At 30.0% G+C, this 20,407-nt stretch carries 19 protein-coding genes and 1 tRNA gene; 15 read left to right on the top strand and 5 right to left on the bottom strand.

The genetic code is table 11. The features are described from left to right. Window positions 1-22 precede the first annotated feature (22 nt). The 3 genes from rbsK to BRSU_RS01835 all read left to right on the top strand — a co-directional run bounded on the left by rbsK (window position 23) and on the right by BRSU_RS01835 (window position 1,704). Window positions 23-895, top strand: a complete 873-nt coding sequence (rbsK, locus tag BRSU_RS01825) for a ribokinase (RefSeq protein WP_048593509.1) — start codon at window positions 23-25, stop codon at window positions 893-895. A gap of 134 nt (window positions 896-1,029) precedes the next feature. Then, complete coding sequence (locus BRSU_RS01830; protein ID WP_048593511.1) at window positions 1,030-1,257, top strand: hypothetical protein; 228 nt, start codon at window positions 1,030-1,032, stop codon at window positions 1,255-1,257. 33 nt (window positions 1,258-1,290) lie between these two features. Next, on the top strand, window positions 1,291-1,704 hold the full coding sequence (locus BRSU_RS01835; protein WP_048593512.1) for a hypothetical protein: 414 nt from the start codon (window positions 1,291-1,293) through the stop codon (window positions 1,702-1,704). A 1-nt stretch (window position 1,705) separates the two neighbouring features. Here BRSU_RS01835 and BRSU_RS01840 read toward each other — a convergent pair whose 3' ends face one another. Together BRSU_RS01840 and BRSU_RS01845 are read right to left on the bottom strand one after the other, a co-directional pair. Continuing rightward, window positions 1,706-2,416 carry an LrgB family protein gene (locus tag BRSU_RS01840; protein WP_048593513.1) on the bottom strand — a complete coding sequence of 237 codons (711 nt, stop codon included), beginning with the start codon at window positions 2,414-2,416 and terminating at the stop codon, window positions 1,706-1,708. Window positions 2,417-2,679: 263 nt separating this feature from the next. After that, entirely contained in the window at window positions 2,680-3,039 is a 360-nt protein-coding gene (locus BRSU_RS01845) for a CidA/LrgA family protein (protein WP_048593514.1), read from the bottom strand. 206 nt (window positions 3,040-3,245) lie between these two features. Between BRSU_RS01845 and rpmG the strand changes: the two genes are divergently transcribed. The 11 genes from rpmG to BRSU_RS01900 all read left to right on the top strand — a co-directional run bounded on the left by rpmG (window position 3,246) and on the right by BRSU_RS01900 (window position 15,754). Then, entirely contained in the window at window positions 3,246-3,422 is a 177-nt protein-coding gene (gene rpmG, locus BRSU_RS01850; RefSeq protein ID WP_008723772.1) for a 50S ribosomal protein L33, read from the top strand. Window positions 3,423-3,458: 36 nt separating this feature from the next. Continuing rightward, window positions 3,459-3,531: transfer RNA gene (locus tag BRSU_RS01855), tRNA-Trp, on the top strand. A gap of 42 nt (window positions 3,532-3,573) precedes the next feature. After that, window positions 3,574-3,894 carry a preprotein translocase subunit SecE gene (secE, locus tag BRSU_RS01860; protein WP_048593516.1) on the top strand — a complete coding sequence of 107 codons (321 nt, stop codon included), beginning with the start codon at window positions 3,574-3,576 and terminating at the stop codon, window positions 3,892-3,894. 5 nt (window positions 3,895-3,899) lie between these two features. Continuing rightward, entirely contained in the window at window positions 3,900-4,487 is a 588-nt protein-coding gene (nusG, locus tag BRSU_RS01865; protein WP_014488770.1) for a transcription termination/antitermination protein NusG, read from the top strand. A 44-nt stretch (window positions 4,488-4,531) separates the two neighbouring features. After that, window positions 4,532-4,954 carry a 50S ribosomal protein L11 gene (gene rplK, locus BRSU_RS01870; protein ID WP_012671806.1) on the top strand — a complete coding sequence of 141 codons (423 nt, stop codon included), beginning with the start codon at window positions 4,532-4,534 and terminating at the stop codon, window positions 4,952-4,954. Window positions 4,955-5,029: 75 nt separating this feature from the next. After that, a complete protein-coding gene (rplA, locus tag BRSU_RS01875) occupies window positions 5,030-5,731 on the top strand; it encodes a 50S ribosomal protein L1 (protein WP_048593517.1) in 702 nt (233 codons plus the stop codon). Between the two features lie 104 nt (window positions 5,732-5,835). Beyond that, on the top strand, window positions 5,836-6,360 hold the full coding sequence (gene rplJ / locus BRSU_RS01880) for a 50S ribosomal protein L10 (RefSeq protein ID WP_048593519.1): 525 nt from the start codon (window positions 5,836-5,838) through the stop codon (window positions 6,358-6,360). Between the two features lie 56 nt (window positions 6,361-6,416). Then, window positions 6,417-6,803 (top strand): 50S ribosomal protein L7/L12, encoded by a 387-nt coding sequence (gene rplL, locus BRSU_RS01885; RefSeq protein WP_008728857.1) that lies wholly within the window; start codon window positions 6,417-6,419, stop codon window positions 6,801-6,803. A 130-nt stretch (window positions 6,804-6,933) separates the two neighbouring features. Further along, window positions 6,934-10,455, top strand: coding sequence for a DNA-directed RNA polymerase subunit beta (gene rpoB, locus BRSU_RS01890; protein WP_048593521.1), 3,522 nt, complete (start codon window positions 6,934-6,936; stop codon window positions 10,453-10,455). 19 nt (window positions 10,456-10,474) lie between these two features. After that, window positions 10,475-14,677, top strand: a complete 4,203-nt coding sequence (rpoC, locus tag BRSU_RS01895) for a DNA-directed RNA polymerase subunit beta' (protein ID WP_048593523.1) — start codon at window positions 10,475-10,477, stop codon at window positions 14,675-14,677. 135 nt (window positions 14,678-14,812) lie between these two features. After that, entirely contained in the window at window positions 14,813-15,754 is a 942-nt protein-coding gene (locus BRSU_RS01900; protein WP_048593525.1) for a TDT family transporter, read from the top strand. Between the two features lie 525 nt (window positions 15,755-16,279). Here BRSU_RS01900 and hisD read toward each other — a convergent pair. Continuing rightward, window positions 16,280-17,554, bottom strand: a complete 1,275-nt coding sequence (gene hisD / locus BRSU_RS01905; protein ID WP_048593527.1) for a histidinol dehydrogenase — start codon at window positions 17,552-17,554, stop codon at window positions 16,280-16,282. A 9-nt stretch (window positions 17,555-17,563) separates the two neighbouring features. Then, the gene (gene hisG / locus BRSU_RS01910) at window positions 17,564-18,184 is read right to left on the bottom strand and encodes an ATP phosphoribosyltransferase (RefSeq protein WP_014488763.1); all 621 of its coding nucleotides are present in this window, start codon (window positions 18,182-18,184) and stop codon (window positions 17,564-17,566) included. Window positions 18,185-18,492: 308 nt separating this feature from the next. On the opposite strand from hisG, the gene BRSU_RS14985 reads away from it, so the two are divergent. Continuing rightward, window positions 18,493-18,627, top strand: a complete 135-nt coding sequence (locus BRSU_RS14985) for a hypothetical protein (RefSeq protein ID WP_280642033.1) — start codon at window positions 18,493-18,495, stop codon at window positions 18,625-18,627. Between the two features lie 597 nt (window positions 18,628-19,224). Here BRSU_RS14985 and BRSU_RS01915 read toward each other — a convergent pair. Continuing rightward, entirely contained in the window at window positions 19,225-20,346 is a 1,122-nt protein-coding gene (locus BRSU_RS01915; protein WP_048593528.1) for an ATP phosphoribosyltransferase regulatory subunit, read from the bottom strand. Window positions 20,347-20,407: the final 61 nt, after the last annotated feature.

Consider the following 20,407-nt stretch of genomic DNA (forward strand, 5'->3'; position numbering starts at 1 on the left):
TTAATTTAATTAGAGTTTATATATGAGTAAAAAGATTTTAATTATAGGAAGTATAAATAAAGATTTGGTTGTAACTGCCCCGCGTTTTCCTAAGGAAGGGGAAACTATATTAGGCAGCAATTTTTATACAGGAAATGGAGGAAAAGGAGCAAATCAAGCCTGTGCTATAGGTAAATTAGGCGGTGATGTAAGCATACTTAGTGCTGTAGGTGATGATAGTTTTGGAAAAGATTTATGCAATGCTTTAATTTATAATAATGTTAATACTGATAATTTAATAATAAAAAACAATGTTTCTACAGGTATTGCTGTTATTACTGTTACAGATTATGGCGCAAATAATATTATAGTGGCACAAGGAGCTAATGCTTTAATTACAAAAGATGATATAAAGGAAGAATTAATATCTTTATATGACATTGTAGTTATGCAGCTTGAAATTCCATTAGAAATAGCTGAATACTCGGCATATATTGCTAAAAAACTTGGAAAAACAGTTGTGCTTAATCCTTCTCCTGCTGTAAAACTCAATAAAGATTTTTTAAGTTATGTTGATATATTGATACCTAATGAAACAGAGATAGATATTATAGGCGGTATAGATTATGTATTTGAATGCGGAGTTAAAAATATAATACTTACTTTGGGTGCTAATGGATGCGATTTAATAAATAAAGATGGAAGAAAACATTTTGAGGCATACAAAGTAGATGTTGTTGATACTACTGCTGCAGGTGATAGCTTTTTGGGCGGAGTTGTAAGAATGATAGCTAATAATAAATCTATAGAAGAAGCCATAATTTTTGCTACTAAAGTTGCTAATATAACAGTTACTAGAAAAGGAGCAATAGATTCTATACCAACTTATGATGAAGTTATTTCTAAAAAGTGGTAATTTTATTATATCTATAATAGTATTATTTAATATTGTAAAGAATTTTTATTAAGGTCCTAGCATAAGTATTGACATATTGACTTTTTTTAATATACTAAAAATTATATATAGCAAAACTAAAAGAGATTTTATTTATGAAAAAGTACTTGTTTATAATGTCATTTATGCTGTTGGTTATGTTTTCTGAAAAAGAGTGTAAAGGACCTGATGGAGACAGTAAGCCAACTCCTTTTAGAAAAGAAACTGAAATGATTTATAATAAAAAATATAGTTTAGATGTTGAGAATGTTTTTTATAGTGTAATATTATTTGCTGTGATTACATTGCCTTCATTATATATTGTAAATAAAAAAATCGATTAAAAAACTATTCATTCTAAAATTACGGAGAAGATTATGATAAACATAGAAGACTTAGTAGATGTAGAAGATGCTAATATAAATGAAGATGATTGGAAATTGTATAAAGTATTCAAACCTATGAAAATTTTCGGTAAACAATTAGAAAGTTTATTTGATATAGGTATTCATAAATCTTGGAAATTAGAAGATATTATAAATAATTTGAAAGATCATATTACATTATTATCAGATTCAAGAGAACAATTAAAAACTGCTTATGGCGATTTTATGTTTATAGATGTAGATGATAATTGGTATGATAATTTAGAGATATATAAAATATTAATAAAAATAAATGATGACGGTAGTATAGATTCTAAAATTGACTGCGGAGATGATGAAAATATATTCAGTGTATATTTTAAAGATAATGATATTATTGATATAATGGAATCTAGAATAAGATAAATTATCCCCATATCATTAATAAAAGTTTATATAATATAGGTATAAGTACAACTGATAAAGCGCCTGCAATACCAATGGCTAATCCAGACATAGCACCTTCAGTTTCTCCTAATTCTATAGCTTTACTTGTTCCAACAGCATGAGATGCAGTTCCGATAGAAAGTCCTACAGCTAATGATGATTTTATTTTACATATTTTGCATACAGTAGGAGCAACAATAGCACCTGTAACTCCTGATATAATAACTGACAAAATAGTTATAGATCTTATTCCTCCCATATTAGCAGTTATATCTACAGCAATAGCAGTTGTTACAGATTTTGTAAGCAAAGAAGGAAATAAAGCATCTGATATACCAAGCAATTTAGCGGATATAAATATTCCTGTTATTCCTATTGAACTTCCTATAGCTATACTTATAAATATTACAGCTAGATTAGCTTTTAATATAGGAAGATTTCTATATATTGGAAGAGCTAAAGCAACTGTAGCAGGTCCTACCAAGGCATTTATAAATTTTCCGCCGCTTTCATTATAAACACTATAAGGTACTTGCATAAAATAGAGAGAAAAACCAACCAAGATAACGCTTGTTACCAATGGAGTTAAAATCGGTAGTTTTGTTTTTATATATATAGTGTATGATATTATATATGCTATTAAAGTTATAACTATTGGTATAATAGGGTTTTGTATAAATAATTCTTTCATATATTAATCCTTATTGTTGCTATGCTCGACAAGCCAAATAGTCCCGAGTAATTTCATTACTTGGCATCTTGTATCGCTTTTTTATTGCTATGCTTGTCAATATGTAAAATTCTAATTATTTTTATTGTTTTTATGTTTATTTTATTAATTTATATGTTTAAGCAAAACAATATTTACAAAAAATTTCATTACTTTATATTTATATGCCGGTCTAATGTAATATATTAAATTATCACTATATAGGCTAAATTAATTAAATAATTCTATTTCCTAAACTTTGAGAATAATTTTTCAAAAAACTGTGCTGATAATCCTGTAGCTATCATAATAATTATTGCCATAAATATGCATATTGCTACAAATGGTATAATTTCAGCTTTTACATATTGATATTCATCTATTATAGCCAAAGTTCCCGGTATGAATAATAATGACATATTTGCTATTAATAAGTCACTTGCTTCATCTATATGGCTTTCTCTTACTATTCCTGTTAATAATAATATAAATAGGAGCATCATACCTATTACATTTCCAGGTATTGGCAATTTTAAAGTTTTACTTAGAATATCAGATATCGAGTATATAGAAAATATTATAGCAAATTGTTTAATGAGTTTCATATTTACTCCATTTATCTGTTATTTGTTAATTTTTTTGGTATAGATTATATATATTAATTTATTCTTTTTCAATAGAAAAGTTTAGAAAATATAATATATTTATTTATATTTTATATTGACATAAAATTTATTTAGGTATATAATAGCATACCTTGTAAATTATAGGTTATCTGAAATTTGTTTAAGATAAATTTAAGGAGCAAAAAATGGCAGGTGCTAAAGTAAAAACAGAACAAATCCATCTTCAATGCACAGAATGCAAAAGAAAAAATTATATAACAACAAAAAATAAACAAAATGTTCCAGAAAAATTGGAATTAAAAAAATATTGCCCTCATGATAAAAAACATACAATTCACAAGGAATTGAAAGTATCAAGATAAATAATTCTTTTAATTAAGATTGTTTATAAATTTTTTGGGTCAGTAGTTCAATTGGTAGAGCACCGGTCTCCAAAACCGGGTGTTGCAGGTTCGACTCCTGTCTGACCTGATTCTTTTCTAAATTGTTGTAATATAATTTAAGGTAATATTTATGGCTGATAAAAAGAAAAATAATATAATTGATTCTATCAAAGAGATAAAAAAAGAACTCTTTGAAAGAAGTGTTTGGCCTACTCGTCAAGATGTAATAAATCAGACAGTTGTTGTTATAATATTGCTTATTTTGGCATCAGCTTTTTTGGGTGCTGCTGATTATGTAGTAACATTTTTGACAAGGGCGTTATTAGACGGTTCTATTTTGAGTAGCTTAATATCTTCTAAAATTACATTAGTTTTAATTCTTGCTGTAGTTGTTTTGTTTGTGATATATTTTGCTATTCGCTATATGAGAAAAAATAGATATAATAGGTGAAAAACATGTCTGAAGAAATATCTGATATAAAAGATTATAAATGGTATATAGTGCATACTCAGCACGGTTATGAAAATAAAGTTCGTGAGCGTATAGAGAAAAGAGCTAAAGAAAACGGTATGACTGATTTAATAGTTGATATATATATACCTTCAGAAACAGTAACTTCTACAAAAAATGGTAAAAAAGTATCTAAAGAAGAATTCTTTTATCCTGGCTATGTTTTAGTAAAAATGATAATGAATGATGCTACACAGTCTATGGTTAGAAGAACTCCAGGAGTTGCAGGCTTTATAGGAAGTCATGCTACAACTAAAGAAGAAGGTAATATTATTCCTACTCCTTTAAGCGAATCAGATGTTGCACGTATATTTGAAAATAGAGAAGAAAAATCCAAAACTGGTATCAATGAAATTATTGGAATGGAATTTGATATAGGAGAAAAGGTTCAAGTAATAGATGGGCCTTTCAATGGACTTAATGGTATAATAGAAAATATTAATTCTGATAAAGGAAGAGTAACAGTAAAAATCGAAATATTTGGAAGAAGTACTCCTACAGAATTAGAATTTAGTAAAGTAAAAAAGTTATAATTTATAAAGATATTAAAAAATAAATAAATCAAGAGGTAGTAAAAATGGCTAAAAAAGTGGTTGGTATTGTAAAGGTTCGCATACCAGGCGGAGAGGCAACTCCTGCTCCTCCATTAGGACCTGCATTGGGTCAGAAGCAGATACAAATAGCCGCTTTCGTTAAGGATTTTAATGCTAAAACATCTAAAATGAAAGGTCAGCTATTAAATACTTACATAACAGTGTATGAAGATAAAACTTATACATTCGTTACTAAAGGAACATCTACTTCTACATTAATCAAAAAGAAATTGGGCATAGAAAAAGGTTCTGGAGAGCCTAACAAAACTAAAGTTGCTACAATCAATCAAAAGCAGCTTGAAGAAATTGCTCAGGAAAAAATGGCTTATATGTCAGCTAATGATATAGAAGCAGCTAAAAAAATAGTTGCGGGTACAGCTCGTGCTATGGGTATTAAAGTAGAATAATAATTAAGAAGCATACCATTTATTAATTGATAATAAATGGGAGTAAACGTTTGAAAGAAAAGGAAGAAAACAATTATGGCTACAAAAGAGAAAAAAATAGGTGGCAAACGTTACGACGCTATAAGAAAGCAAGTAGAGAAATTAAAACTCTATTCCGTAGATGAAGCTATTGAATTAGCTAAGAAAAACGCTACCTGTAAATTTGATGAAACTATTGAGGTAACAATAAACCTTAATATCTTACCTAAACACTCAATAAGAGACACATTATCATTCCCAAATGCTTTTGGTAAAGAAAAAAGAGTAGTAGTATTTGCACAAGGTGAAAAAGCTGATGAGGCAAAAGCTGCTGGTGCTATGGAAGTTGGTTTTGAAGATTTAATTGATAAAGTTAAAGGCGGATATACAGACTTCGATGTTGCTATTGCTACTCCTGATTTGATGAAAGAAGTAGGTAAATTGGGACAAATTCTTGGAAGAAAAGGACTTATGCCTAACCCTAAAACAGGAACAGTTACTCTTGACATAGCTCAGGCAGTAAAAAGTTTTAAAGCTGGAAGAATGGAATACAGAGCTGATAAAAATGGTATAGTAAGAATGGGTATAGGAAAAGCATCAATGGATGTTAATAAGTTAAATGAAAATTTCAAAGTATTCTATGATGAAATTTTAAGAAAAAAACCTACAGATTTAAAAGGTGAATATATTAAAGCAGTAGGTGTAACATCTACAATGGGTGTAGGTATAAAAATAGATCATAAAAGAATCAAAATGTAATTAATTTAGCGATAAACTTATTTTGCTTAAGCGAAGTCATATTTTGTGATCCCATTATATGAATAGTATTATCAAAATAGTTTAATATAATAGAGGTGGTATTTATGCCTAATAAGAAAAACATTGAAACAGTATCATTGCTTAAAGAAACTATGGGAGGATGTGCTGGTTTAGTATTCTTTGATTACAGAGGAGTAACAGTAGCACAGCTTACAGAGTTAAGACGTGAATTAGCAAAGACTTCTTCTTCAATGAAAATATGTAAAAACTCTTTAGTTGATATTGCTTTAAAAGAGTTAGGCAGAGAAGTAAAAGATGAGATGTTCGTTAATCCTACAGCTGTAGTATTTGCTAAGGAAGATGTTCCTGGCGCAGCTAAAGTTATAAGTGAAGCATCTAAGAAAAATGATAAGATAAAAATCAAAGGCGGCTATATGGGTGAAGATTTGCTTAATCCGGCAGATGTTCAAGTAGTAGCTAATATTCCGCCAAGAGAAGTTTTACTTTCTCATCTTGTTACAGCACTCGAGTCTCCTATATCTGGCTTGGCAAACAGCTTGCAAAGCGTTATATCAGAACTTGCTTATGTGCTTGACAGTGTTGAAGAAGAAAAGAAAAAATCAGCTTAATATGCTGACAAATTATTAATTAAAAAACTATTTTAACAATTTTAAGGAGATAAACAATGGCTTTAAGTAAAGAAGAAATATTACAAGCAATAGAAGAAATGAAAGTTATAGAGCTTCATGAATTAGTAGAAGCTATTAAAGAAAAATTCAATGTAACAGCAGCTATGCCAGTTGCAGCAGTAGCAGCAGCTCCAGCAGGCGGTGCAGCAGCTCCAGCTGAAGAAGAGAAAAATGAATTTGATATCATTCTTACTGGTTTTGATGCAGCTCAAAAAATTGCTCTTATTAAAGAAGTTAGAGCAGTTAGCGGCTTAGGCTTAAAAGAAGCTAAAGATGCTGTTGAAAAAGGCGGAGAAACTATCAAATCAGGCGTTTCTAAAGAAGAAGCTGCAGCTATTAAGAAACAATTAGAAGCTGCTGGTGGTAAAGTTGAAGTTAAATAATTATTTTTGTAAATATATCATTAACATTTAATGATTCGTATATAGGAAGGGTATGAGTCTTTGTACCCTTCTTATTAGTGTATTTAATAAGTCAGTAAAACTAAAAGCGTAAAAGCGGAGATCTTTTAATATGGCCAATAATATTCAGATAGATAATAAAGTATATCCGGAAAGAGGGGTAGAGTTCGCAAAAAAATATAGGATGGAAAACGGACGTGTAAACTTTTCACGCACCGCTTCTGTAATAGAACCTCCCGATCTCCTCGCTATACAAAAAGAATCTTATGAAAGCTTCCTTCAAAAGGATGTTCCTGAAAATAAGAGAAAAAATGAGGGATTGCAGGAAGTTTTGACTTCTATATTCCCTATAGTAGCTTCTAACGAGAAAATGCAGATAGAATTTATTTCTTACTCTATAGGCGAGCCTAAAATTACAGAAAAAGAGGCTAGAAGAAGAGATAAAACTTATGCTTATCCTTTCAAAATAAAAGTACAATTAACCGTAAGAGACCCTGAAAGAATCATTGAACAGGAAATATTTGTGGGTGATATACCTGCTATGACAGACAGAGGTACATTTATTGTTAATGGTGCTGAACGTGTTATAGTTTCTCAGATTCATAGATCTCCAGGTGTAGTTTTCAACCGCAGCGACAGAGATGCTATGTTCGTAGCTAAGATAATTCCAGATAGAGGTACTTGGCTTGAATTCGAACTCGATACCAAAAAAGATATAATGTATGTAAGAATAGACAGAAAGAAAAAACTTCCTGTTACTGTATTTTTAAGAGCTATTGGTATCACAACTAATGAAGAAATTTTGAAATTATTTTATGAAGTAGATAATATATCATTAGAAAAACTTTCAGATGAAAATTCTAAAGAGGCTTTAATAGGTAGAAGATCTTATTCTACAGTATTTGATACAGAAAACCCTGATGAAATTATATTGAATCCGGGCGAACTTATCAACCCTAACTTAGCTGAAAGACTTTTAATGAGCGGTATTAAAGAAATATCCGTATTAAATATGGAAGCAATAAAAGACAATGTTACCATAATTAATACTTTAGATAAAGATACAACTAAAAACCAAGAAGAGGCTTGTACTAAAATCTATAATGTTATAAGACCTGGAGAGCCTGCTTTAATAGAAAACGTTGTAAGAACTTGTAATGATTTAGTATTTGATCCTAAATCCTATGCTTTAGGAGATGTGGGACGTTATAAATTAAACAAAAGATTGAATTTCCCAGAAAGCGAACAGGATAAAGTTTTAAGACATAAAGATATAATAGAAACTATTCGCTTTTTGATTAAAGTATTCATAAACGAAGAACAATTAGATGATATTGACCATTTAGGAAACAGACGCGTAAGAAGTGTAGGTGAATTATTATCTATACAAATAAAAGCCGGCTTCACTAGAATGGAGCGTATAGCTAAAGAAAGAATGCAGATGCAGGATATGGAGGCAGTAACTCCTCAATCTCTTGTAAGCATAAAACTTATACAGGCTGTAATAAAAGAGTTCTTCGGTACAAACCAATTATCTCAGTTCATGGATCAGAACAATCCATTATCAGAGATTACACATAAAAGAAGATTAAATGCCTTAGGTCAGGGAGGTCTTACAAGAGACAGAGCAGGTTTCGAAGTAAGAGACGTACACCATACACACTATGGTAAAATATGTCCTATTGAAACTCCTGAAGGTCCGAACATTGGACTTATAGTATCTCTTGCTACTTATGCTAAAATTAATAAGCATGGTTTCTTAGAGACTCCATATAGAAAGGTTGTTGATGGAAAAGTAACAGATGAAATAGAATATTTGACAGCTCATGATGAGGAAAAATACCATATAGCAGATGCTAATGCTCCTTTGAATGAAGATGGTACTTTCAAAGATAATCTTATTTCAACAAGATTTAGAAGTGAATTCCCATATTCTTCACCAGATCAGGTACAGTATATGGACGTTTCACCTCAGCAGATCGTTTCACTTTCAAGCTCTTTGATACCATTCTTGGAGCATGACGACGCTAACAGAGCTTTGATGGGTTCAAACATGCAGCGTCAAAGTGTGCCTTTATTGTATCCAGAAGCTCCTATAGTAGGAACAGGTGTAGAGGCTAAGATTTGTCAGCCTGGAACAGGTATAGCAGTTCATGCTAAAAGAGCTGGTAAAGTTATAAAAGTAGTTCATGATGAAATCATAATTAAGCCTACTAAACAAAATAGTGATGATGATTTAGATGTTTATGAATTAGTAAAATATCAAAGAACCAACCAAGATACAAATTATCACCAAAGACCAGTAGTTAATGTTGGTGATGTAGTTAAGGCTGGAGGACTTTTAGCTGATGGTCCTGCAACAGATCATGGTGAATTAGCTTTGGGAAGAAACGTTCTTGCTGCTTTCATGATTTTTGAAGGTTATAACTTCGAGGACGCTATTCTTTTAAGCAGAAGATTAGTTCAGGAAGATGTATTTACTTCTATACATATAGAAGAGTTTTCAGTTGAAGCTCGTGAAACAAAATTAGATAAAGAAAATATTACTAGAGATATACCTAATGTATCAGATGCAGCTTTCAAAAACTTAGATGAAAGAGGTATTGTAAGAATAGGTGCTAAAGTAAAAGCAGGAGATATATTAGTTGGTAAAGTAACTCCAAAAGGAGAAACAGAAATAACTCCTGAATACAGACTTCTTCACTCAATATTCGGTGAGAAAGCTAGAGATGTAAAAGATACTTCTTTAAGAGTACCGCATGGTAAGGATGGTACTGTTATAGATGTTAGAGTATACAGTAGAGAAAATGGCGATGAATTAAAGCCTGGTGTAGAGGAAGTTGTAAAAGTATTCCTTGCTAAGAAACGTATAATACAGGAAGGCGATAAAATGGCAGGACGTCACGGTAACAAAGGGGTTGTTGCCAGAATCATGCCTATAGAGGATATGCCATTCTTAGAAGATGGTACTCCTGTAGATATATGTCTTAACCCATTAGGTGTACCTTCACGTATGAACATAGGTCAGGTAATTGAGATGTTACTTGGTTGGTCTGGTCATAAAATGGGACTTAAATATGCTTGTCCAGTATTTGAGGGTCCTAAAGAAGAGGCTTTAAGAGAAGCATTCGTTGCAAGCGGTATGAATCCTAATGGTAAAGTTAGACTTTATGATGGAAGAACAGGAGAACCTTTCAAAAATGATGTAGCTGTAGGATATATGTATATGCTTAAGCTTAATCACTTGGTTGAAGATAAAGTACATGCTAGAAGTACAGGTCCTTACTCACTTGTTACTCAGCAGCCTTTGGGTGGTAAATCTCAATTCGGAGGTCAGAGATTAGGAGAGATGGAAGTTTGGGCATTAGAGGCTTATGGAGCTGCTAATATGCTTCAAGAGTTCTTAACTGTTAAATCAGATGATATGACAGGACGTGCTAGAATATATGAATCTATTGTTAAAGGTGATGTTATATCCTCTCCGGGTATACCAGAAAGCTTTAACGTATTAGTTCAAGAGCTTAGAGGTTTGGGTCTTAATATTACTATTCATGATGAAGAAGGCAATCAGCTTCCTTCTACTGAAAAAGAGCTTAGACAAAAAACTAAGAAACAAACCAAGATTTTTAAATAATTAGGAGAAGTTTAGGTATATGCAATTTTCAAACTTTGACCAAATAAAAATTAGTATAGCAAGTCCTCAGGTTATGAGAGAATGGAGTTATGGTGAAGTAAAAAAACCTGAAACTATCAACTACAGAACTTTAAGACCTGAAAGAGACGGACTTTTTTGTGAAAAGATATTCGGAACTACTAAAGAATATGAATGTTATTGCGGTAAATTCAAAAGTATTCGTTATAAAGGTGTAGTTTGTGATAAATGCGGTGTTGAAGTTACTCATTTCAAAGTTAGAAGAGAAAGAATGGGGCATATAGAATTAGCTGCTCCTGTTGCTCATATTTGGTATTATAGAAATACTCCTTCAAGAATAGGACTTCTTCTAAATATGAATATTGCCCATTTAAGAAGCGTACTTTATTTTGAAAGATATGTAGTTATTGATCCAGGCGATAGTTCTTATACTAAAGGAGATCTTTTAACTGAAGATGAATATAATGAAGCTTTAGATAGATATGGTGATAATATAAGAATAGGTATAGGTGCTGAGGGCATAAGAGATATGCTTAAAGACCTTGATATGGATGAAGAAATCAGAAAACTCAGAGAGGAAATGATTAAAAAAGGTGAAAAGAGTGATAGGCGTTTGAGAAAACGTCTTGAAATCTTTGAAGACTTCAAAGCAAGCGGAAATGATCCTACTTGGATGATACTTGATGTAGTTCCTGTTATTCCTCCAGAGTTAAGACCTATGGTTCAGCTTGACGGCGGAAGATTTGCGACTTCAGATTTAAATGATTTATATAGAAGAGTTATAAACAGAAATATTCGTTTAAGAAGATTATTGGTTTTAAGAGCTCCTGATATTATCATAAGAAATGAAAAGAGAATGTTACAAGAAGCTGTAGATGCTTTATTTGATAACAGCAGAAGAAAGAAAGTAGTTAAAGGACCAGGAAACAGACCTTTAAAATCTCTTTCTGATATGCTTAAAGGTAAGCAAGGTCGTTTCAGACAGAACCTTTTGGGTAAACGTGTTGACTATTCAGGACGTTCCGTTATCGTTGCAGGTCCTAGACTAAAAATGCATCAATGCGGACTTCCTAAAAAAATGGCTGTAGAATTATTCAAGCCATTCATAATGAAAAAATTAGTTGAAATTAATTCAGCTCATAATATAAAATCTGCTAAGAGATTTGTAGAAGAGGGCAGAGAAGAAGTTTGGGGAGTATTAGAGGATATTGCTAAAGAACATCCTGTACTTTTAAACAGAGCACCGACTCTTCACAGACTTGGTATTCAGGCATTTGAACCTGTACTTGTTGAAGGAAAGGCAATTCAGCTTCACCCATTAGTATGTCACGCTTATAATGCTGACTTTGACGGTGACCAGATGGCTGTACATACTCCACTTTCTGCTGAGGCTCAGATTGAGGCTTGGACTTTGATGCTTGCTCCTCATAATATATTAAACCCTGCTAACGGTGAACCTATTGTTAACCCTACACAGGATATAGTACTTGGTATCAGCTATCTTACTAAGTTAAGAACAGGAAGTAAAGGTGAAGGAAAAATATTCTCATCTCCTAAAGATGCTTTGCTTGCTTATGATAATAATTTGGTAGAGCTTGAATCAAGAATTAAAGTTTTAATGAAAAATAAAGACGGAGAGGAAGAATTTGTTGAAACTTCTGTTGGAAGATTAAAATTCAATGAAGTTATTCCTGAAGATTTCAGATATCAAAACAGAGATTTTAACAGTAAAGATTTAGCTAAATTTATTCATGAGGTATATTTAAAACATGGTACAGCAGTAACAGTTAATATGCTTGATGATATTAAAGAACTTGGTTATCAAAGTGCTACAGTATTCGGTTCTACTATTTCTATTGCTGATATACTTATACCTCCAATGAAAAAACAAGAAATCGAGGAAGCTACTAAACAGGTAGAATTCATTGAAAATCAGTATATGAACGGTATTATCACTACTGATGAGAAAAAGCAGAAGGTTATGGACCTTTGGACTACTGTTGAAGGTAGAATAACTGAAGCTATGATGGATAATTTAAGACAAGACCAAGACGGATTCAACCCTGTATATATAATGGCTGATTCTGGTGCGAGAGGTTCTAAACAGCAGATAAGACAGCTTGCTAGTATGAGAGGTTTGATGGCTAAGCCTTCCGGTGAAATTATCGAACTTCCTATTATTTCAAACTTTAAAGAAGGTCTTACTGTACAGGAATACTTTATTTCTACTCACGGTGCTAGAAAAGGTCTTGCAGATACTGCGTTAAAAACTTCAAGTGCTGGTTATCTTACTAGAAAGCTAGTTGACGTTGCAATAGGTGTTGTTGTTTCAGAACATGACTGCGGTACTGTTAAAGGTATTGCTATAGAGGCCATAAAAAATGGAGATGAAATCAAAAAATCTCTTAAAGAGCGTGTTGTTGGTTTCTTTACAAGCGAGCATATATACCATCCTGTTACTAAAGAGCTTATATGTTCTGCTAATACTGAAATTACAGAAGAAATAGGTGATTTAATAGAGAAAGCTGGTATAGAAAAAATAAGCATTAGACATCCTCTTACTTGTGAAAGCAGAATGGGTGTATGTCAGAAATGTTATGGAAGAAGCTTATCTACAAATAATTTAGCTTCTATTGGTGAGGCTGTAGGTGTAGTTGCCGCTCAAAGTATTGGACAGCCTGGTACACAGCTTACAATGAGAACTTTCCACATCGGTGGTGTTGCTACTCAGATGGTAGAAGAAAATGAAATTAAAGTTAATTATCCTATATATATAGAACAATTCTCTAACTATGTTGTTCAGCCTAATGGTATTAAAATAACAGCTAGAAAGGGTGATTTGGTTATTAGAAGAGTTTTAGATAAATGGGAAAAATCTGCTCTAAAAGATATTATAACAGAACATAATACTAAAGTACTTATAGGAGATGTTATAGCTACTCTTAAAGATGGTACAGAAATTAAAGCTACTTATAATGGTACTTTTAAAATCACTGATGATGATAAATATATAATGATTACTGGTGATAAGCATACAATTGTAATTAAAGTTGGAAGTGAATATAAAGTAGATGAGCATGTATTTATAGAAGCTAATACAGTTATTGCTAGCTTCGATACTTATAATGAACCTATCATCTCAGAAAAAGCTGGTATAGTAAGATGGCAGGATATCATTCCTGGAAGAACATTGGTTGAATCTATAGATGATCAAACAGGAAATGTAACTAATATTATTCAAGAGTTTAAAGATGCTAGTATGCAGCCTAAAATCTTGATTACAGGAGAGGGAGATCCTTTTGAAACAGATATACCTAATGGTGCACAGCTTCTAGTTGAAAACAACCAAAGAGTTGAAATAGGAGAGGTTATTGCTAAAACTACTCGTATACAGCAGAAAAGTAGGGATATTACAGGAGGTCTTCCAAGAGTACAGGAATTGCTTGAAGCTCAGAAACCTAAAGATACTGCTATCATTGCTGGTATTGACGGTGAAGTTGAAATAGGTGGTTCTCATAAGGGTAAAAAAGTAGTTAAAATCAGAAATGAATTTGATGAAACTAAACATTTAGTACCTCATGGTAAAATGCTTCTTGTTAGAAACGGAGACCAGGTAAAAACAGGTACTCAATTATGTGCTGGTAAGATAAACCCTCATGATATATTGGAAACTCAAGGTGATTTGGCTTTACAAACTTACTTGCTTGAAGAAATTCAGACAGTATACAATCAGCAGGGTGTAGGTATTAACGACAAACACTTCGCTCTTATCATAAGACAGATGTTAAGAAGACTTGAAATAACTGATCCAGGCGATACTAAATATATTGTTGGTCAGTATGTTGATAAATATGAGTTTGAAGAAGAAAATAGACGCTATGAAGAGGCTGGCGGTTCTCCTGCAAGTGGTAAGCCTGTACTTTTAGGTTTAACTAAAGCTGCTCTTAATACTGAAAGCTTTATATCTTCTGCTTCATTCCAAGAAACTACTAAAGTATTGACTAATGCTGCTATTAAAGGAAAAGTTGATAAATTGCTTGGATTAAAAGAAAATGTTATTATAGGACATTTAATACCTGCTGGTACTGGTGTTAAATTGTATAACAAACTTCATGTCTACAACAAGCAAAGCGGAGACTTGGATAAGAAAGATAATATAGATAATAGTGCTAAAGAAGAAGAGGTTATGCAAATAACTGTATAAATAAATCATTTCAATAAAGGAGGTTTTCATAAGTATTTATGGAAACCTCTTTAATTATATTGATTATCAATTTCTAATTTAAAAAGTCTTAATAATGAATAATTCAAAAATCTAAATAATAAAGTGTAATAAAAAATGATAAGTAAAATTAATAAAATGCCTTTGGCTCTCACTGGTTTAGCACTTGGTGTAGGAGGTATATTTAATGCTTGGACTATATTCACAGGTATTAAATATTTTGCCTATGTAGGTGCTTTAATCTCATCTATTTTAATATTAACCATTATAACTAAAATATTTTCATCATTCGGAGATTTTCTTAATGATTTAGAACATCCTGTTGCAGGAAGCACTATTCCTACTCTTGATATGGCTGTTATGGTGATATCATCTTCAGTAGTTCAATTTGTAAAACCCCTTGGTATTGCTATGTGGTTTACAGCGATTGCAGTTCATGTGATATTTGCTTTTACTTTTTTAGCTCATAGAATCAATTTAAAAGATTTGCATCATATACTTCCTAGCTGGTTTGTTCCTCCTGTGGGAATAGTTGTAGCTGCTGTTACTGGTACTAATATGGGATTTCCTCAAGTATCGCAAGTTATAGTTTATATAGGTACAGTTCTATATATTATACTATTTCCATTTATATTTTATAGAATAATTTTTCATGATCCTTTGGCTGATGACAGATTTCCGGCATTTGCTGTAATGGGTGCACCTGCTAATCTTTGTTTATGCGGTTATTTAAGTGCATTTACCGATTATAATACTGCTTTGCTTAATTTTCTTTTGGCATTGGGATTATTTACTACATTCAAAGTATATTTATCTCTTATAAGGGCTTTTCAAATAAAATTTATACCTTTATTTGCAGCTTATACTTTCCCTTTGGCGGTTGGTGCTCAAGCCTTACTAAAATATGCTAATTATTCTAAAAGCATTAATGGAGAGTATTATTATATATGGAATATTGTTTCTATATTTGAACTTATAGTTGCAAGTATGATGATAATTTATGTATTTGTTAATATGATGTTCTTCGTTCATAATAATGTTATAAAAGAAAAGAAATAATATTTTTGATAATTAATAAATATATTTATATTAATAGAGTAATATAAATATATTTTTATTTTATACTTAAACAACTATATTTTGTAAGAAATTATTTTTGAAAAAATATAATTGTTTGGGTATATTTTATTAAAAATTGTAATATTTTCTATTTAGCTTTAATTACATATCCCGCCCTTTATTCATTATTGTTTAATGAAAAAATCTAATTTCAATTATCTTTATAGTTTAATAAGAAATTAAAGCACCCACCCAAGTTTTTATTAAATTAAAAATGCATTCAACGCACGGTGAGCTAAACTTTATATCTAAATAAAATTAATATTCAAAATCAATTTATATTTTTAATTTTGTTCAGCGTGCGGTGAAGAGATTATAAATTTAAATAACGCTAGGGTGGGATTTATAATTACAGTAAAAGCTAAAAAGAAAAATAGTGTAAAAATGATAAATTGAAGTTATAAATCAAAAAGGGTGGGCAAGTGAAAGTAAAATTTACTTTCACTTTTTATAAATTAAATACTATTAAAACCTTACTTTTACAGAGTTTGCATGTGCTTCTAAACTTTCATGCTCTGCAAAATTGATTATATTATCTTTTACTTTGCTCAAAGCATCTTTAGTGTAGTATGTAATATAAGATTTCTTTATAAAGTCATCTACTGATAATGGAGAAGCAAATTTAGCTGTTCCGCTTGTAGGTATTACATGGTTTGCCCCTGATAAATAATCCCCTAATGCTTCCGGTGTATAATCTCCTAAAAATATTGAACCTGCATTTTTTATTTTGCTTAATACACTGAAAGGCTCTTTTATACTTATCTCTAAATGCTCCGGTGCTATTTCATTGCTTATATATATTGCTTCATCTATAGTTTCGGTTATTATTATTCTTCCGTTATTTTCTATAGATTCTAAAGCTATATCTTTACGGCTTAATTTTTCTAATTGTTTGTATAATTCTTCTTTTGTTTTTTCAGCTATTTCTTTAGATATTGTTACTAATATGCTTGAAGCTAATTTGTCATGTTCAGCCTGTGCAAGCATATCAGAAGCTATATGTATATGATTTGCTGTTTCATCTGCTATTATTAATACTTCGCTAGGACCAGCCACCATATCAATAGAAACCTCACCATATACAAGTCTTTTAGCCATAGCAACATATATATTTCCCGGCCCTACTATTTTATATACTTTTGGAATAGACTCTGTGCCGTAACTTAAAGCTGCTATTGCCTGAGCTCCGCCTGTTTTGAATACTCTGTTTACTCCTGCTATTTTTGCTGCTGCTAATATATTATCATTTATTTTTCCTTCTTTGTTTGGAGGAGATACCAATATTATTTCATTTACTCCGGCAACTTTTGCAGGTATTACATTCATAAGTACTGTAGAAGGATAAACTGCTGTGCCTCCAGGAATATAAACTCCAACTTTTTCTATTGGGTTTATAATCTGTCCCATTACTATGCCGTCTTCTTCATTTGTTATATAGCTATTTCTTAATTGTTTTTTATGGAACTTTTCTATATTGTTATATGCTAGATTTAAAGTTTCTTTAAACTTATCATCAACTCTGTTATATGCTTCTTCTATTTCTTTTTCTGTTACTTCTAAAGTTTCTATTTCAGCATTATCAAACATCTTAGAATATTTTTTTAATGCATTATCTCCATTTTGTTTTACATCTTCTAATATAGCCTTCACTTTTTCATTAACATCATCATGACTGAATTGGCTTCTTAATAATATATCATCTAACGATTTGCATTCTTTATAATTAATTACTTTTATCATAAAACTTCCTTATAAAACTTCTTCTATATTTTTCACTATAGTTTTTATTAAATCATTTTTAAACTTATAGCTTACTTTATTAACTATTAATCTTGCACTTATATAGTCAATAATTTCTTTTATAACTGTGAGATTATTTTCTCTTAAAGTGCTTCCTGTTTCTACTATATCAACAATCACATCAGAAAGATTAAGTATAGGAGCTAACTCAATAGAGCCGTTCAATTTTATTATTTCAACATCTCGGTTAATAGAATTAAAATAATTTTTTGATATATTAACATACTTTGTAGCAACTCTTAATCTTCTTTCAATATCTTCTTTATATCCATTTACAGAAGCCATACAAACTCTGCATTTTCCGAATTTTAAATCAAGAAGTTCGTATACATCATGATTATTTTCAAGAAGTATATCTTTTCCCACAATACCTATATCAGCAACACCTTTCTCAACATATATTCCAACATCAGAAGGCTTTACTATTAGATATCTCACATTTTTATCTTTATTTTCAAATACTAATTTTCTATTATCTTCTAATAGTTCTTTATTCTCATAACCTATTTTTTCAAATAGAGTATATACTTTATTTACTAATCTTCCTTTTGGTAATGCTATATTAATCATAATCTGTATTCTTTGATATATTTTAAATTTTGGAAAATATTATAATATTAATAAGACATTTTTTCAAATAGTAATATTTAAAAAGTTTCAAATATTTGTTTTATATTATAAAAAACAAATAATGTGAAATAAAGTATTAATATATTGTTTGTAAAATAGTATACTGTATAAAGAATTTTGTATCAATAACTTTTATTAGTATCTTATTATAAATAATGTGTAAAAAATACTTAATAAAAATAATATTTGTTGATATTTTCTTGACAATAATAACATGATTTATATACTTTAAATTAGGAGTGCAGTATATGTCAAATAAAAAAACTAAAAAATTACAAAATTTACCGGTTATCTTGACCGAACATAAATTAGATGATGGAACAGTTGTAAAAGTTAATCCTACAGTTACAAGAATAGTATTGTTTGATAGTGATAAACGCTAATAGATAATTATGCATTATTAGTTAAATATCATTTTCAAATTTCTCTATTTGTATTTATATTCTGTATTGTAGTTATTAGTGTGTGTATCTGTTCTTTTTGTTATCGCTAATAGAAATTTCTCATTCATAAACAACTGTCATTTTTACAAATATTAGTCATTTGCAATTTTTATAAACTAACAAAATTATCGTTTTCAAATATGTATTTTTCTCTGTAGCTATAATCTGTATTATAATCATCGCTGTATATATCAGTTCTTACTTTCTTATTCTCTTTTATAAAACTTTGTACTTTGCTTAATAAAATTTTTTATATTATTGCTAATAAAAATTGCTCATTTATAATCCATGCCATTTTTACAAATATTAGTCATTTGCAATTTTTATAAACTAACAAAATTATCGTTTTCAAATATGTATTTTTCTCTGTAGCTATAATCTGTATTATAATCATCGCTGTATATATCAGTTCTTACTTTCTTATTCTCTTTTATAAAACTTTGTACTTTGCTTAATAAAATTTTTTATATTATTGCTAATAAAAATTGCTCATTTATAATCCATGCCATTTTTACAAATGTCAGGCATTCGCAATTTTTATGAATTAATTAAATCATCATTCTCAAATATGTATTTTTCTCTGTAGCTATAATCTGTATTATAATCATCGCTGTATATATCAGTTCTTACTTTCTTATTCTCTTTTATAAAACTTTGTACTTTGCTTAATAAAATTTTTTCATCGCCGCTTTTATATAGTATAAGTATATCAAAATCATATTCATTTTTAGCTATGTCGTTTGTGTATAGCTTGTCCATATAAACAGCGAAACCTATTGCATTCTTTTTGTTTTTTTCATTTTGAGTATGGGCATTAAATTTTGCAAGAAGTTTATCATATCTTCCGCCTGATAATACAGCATCATTATTGCCTTTTATATATCCTTTAAAAATTATTCCGTTATAATAACCAAGTTTGCTTTCTATTGAGAAATCAAGTAAAATTTTATCAAAGTTATTATAGTTTTCAAATACAGCTGATAGGCTTTTTAATTCATCGTATGCTTTTTGCATTTTGTCATTTATTATTATGCTTTCTATTTTTTTTAATATTTCTTTATAGTTTCCGCATAAGTCTATTAATGATATTATATTGTTTTTGTATTTATCATCTATATTATTAGATATTAATGTTTTTTCTAAATCATGTTTATTTTTGCTGTATATGAAATTAAGTATTTCTAGTTTTTTATCTTCATCTAAATTAAGTTCATCTATCAAAGAAAACATAAAATCTATACTTGATATTTCTAATATATATTCATCATTTATAGATTTTAAACTATCTACTGCCATACTTATTATTTCTAAATTTGAATATGTGCTTAGAGTTCCTATTATTTCTACTCCTACCTGTTGTATTTCTTCATATTCATTTGAAACGCTGTCTATTTTATAAATATCCTCTATATAATAAATTTTGTTTGTATATTTATTATTATCTTTCAAAACTTTTTTAACTATTGATAATGTAACATCCGGTCTTAATGACTGTAAATTTCCATTTAAATTCATGAATGTTAATATATGTTCTGTTTGAAGAAAATCTTTATAATTGTTATATAAATTATAATCTTCAAATTTACTTAATTTGATTTTTTTGTATCCGTATTGTTCATATATTTTTGTTAATTTAGAAACTATATTATTTTCACTCATAATTTTATTCTTCTCTATTATCTATTTTCATTTTGAATATATATTATAATCTAAAAAATAA

Origin of the sequence: Brachyspira suanatina (assembly GCF_001049755.1) — a bacterium.
In the GTDB taxonomy this organism is placed as follows: Bacteria; Spirochaetota; Brachyspiria; order Brachyspirales; family Brachyspiraceae; genus Brachyspira; species Brachyspira suanatina.

Bases quoted from the DNA above. Each gene is read 5' to 3' on its own strand.
- rplJ (WP_048593519.1), top strand. From the start codon at position 5,836: ATGCCTAATAAGAAAAACATTGAAACAGTATCATTGCTTAAAGAAACT.
- rplK (WP_012671806.1), top strand. From the start codon at position 4,532: ATGGCTAAAAAAGTGGTTGGTATTGTAAAGGTTCGCATACCAGGCGGA.
- BRSU_RS01835 (WP_048593512.1), top strand. From the start codon at position 1,291: ATGATAAACATAGAAGACTTAGTAGATGTAGAAGATGCTAATATAAAT.
- rpoC (WP_048593523.1), top strand. From the start codon at position 10,475: ATGCAATTTTCAAACTTTGACCAAATAAAAATTAGTATAGCAAGTCCT.
- rplL (WP_008728857.1), top strand. From the start codon at position 6,417: ATGGCTTTAAGTAAAGAAGAAATATTACAAGCAATAGAAGAAATGAAA.
- hisG (WP_014488763.1), bottom strand. From the start codon at position 18,184: ATGATTAATATAGCATTACCAAAAGGAAGATTAGTAAATAAAGTATAT.
- rbsK (WP_048593509.1), top strand. From the start codon at position 23: ATGAGTAAAAAGATTTTAATTATAGGAAGTATAAATAAAGATTTGGTT.
- BRSU_RS14985 (WP_280642033.1), top strand. From the start codon at position 18,493: ATGTCAAATAAAAAAACTAAAAAATTACAAAATTTACCGGTTATCTTG.
- secE (WP_048593516.1), top strand. From the start codon at position 3,574: ATGGCTGATAAAAAGAAAAATAATATAATTGATTCTATCAAAGAGATA.
- BRSU_RS01830 (WP_048593511.1), top strand. From the start codon at position 1,030: ATGAAAAAGTACTTGTTTATAATGTCATTTATGCTGTTGGTTATGTTT.
- rplA (WP_048593517.1), top strand. From the start codon at position 5,030: ATGGCTACAAAAGAGAAAAAAATAGGTGGCAAACGTTACGACGCTATA.
- hisD (WP_048593527.1), bottom strand. From the start codon at position 17,554: ATGATAAAAGTAATTAATTATAAAGAATGCAAATCGTTAGATGATATA.
- nusG (WP_014488770.1), top strand. From the start codon at position 3,900: ATGTCTGAAGAAATATCTGATATAAAAGATTATAAATGGTATATAGTG.
- BRSU_RS01840 (WP_048593513.1), bottom strand. From the start codon at position 2,416: ATGAAAGAATTATTTATACAAAACCCTATTATACCAATAGTTATAACT.
- BRSU_RS01845 (WP_048593514.1), bottom strand. From the start codon at position 3,039: ATGAAACTCATTAAACAATTTGCTATAATATTTTCTATATACTCGATA.
- BRSU_RS01900 (WP_048593525.1), top strand. From the start codon at position 14,813: ATGATAAGTAAAATTAATAAAATGCCTTTGGCTCTCACTGGTTTAGCA.
- BRSU_RS01915 (WP_048593528.1), bottom strand. From the start codon at position 20,346: ATGAGTGAAAATAATATAGTTTCTAAATTAACAAAAATATATGAACAA.
- rpmG (WP_008723772.1), top strand. From the start codon at position 3,246: ATGGCAGGTGCTAAAGTAAAAACAGAACAAATCCATCTTCAATGCACA.
- rpoB (WP_048593521.1), top strand. From the start codon at position 6,934: ATGGCCAATAATATTCAGATAGATAATAAAGTATATCCGGAAAGAGGG.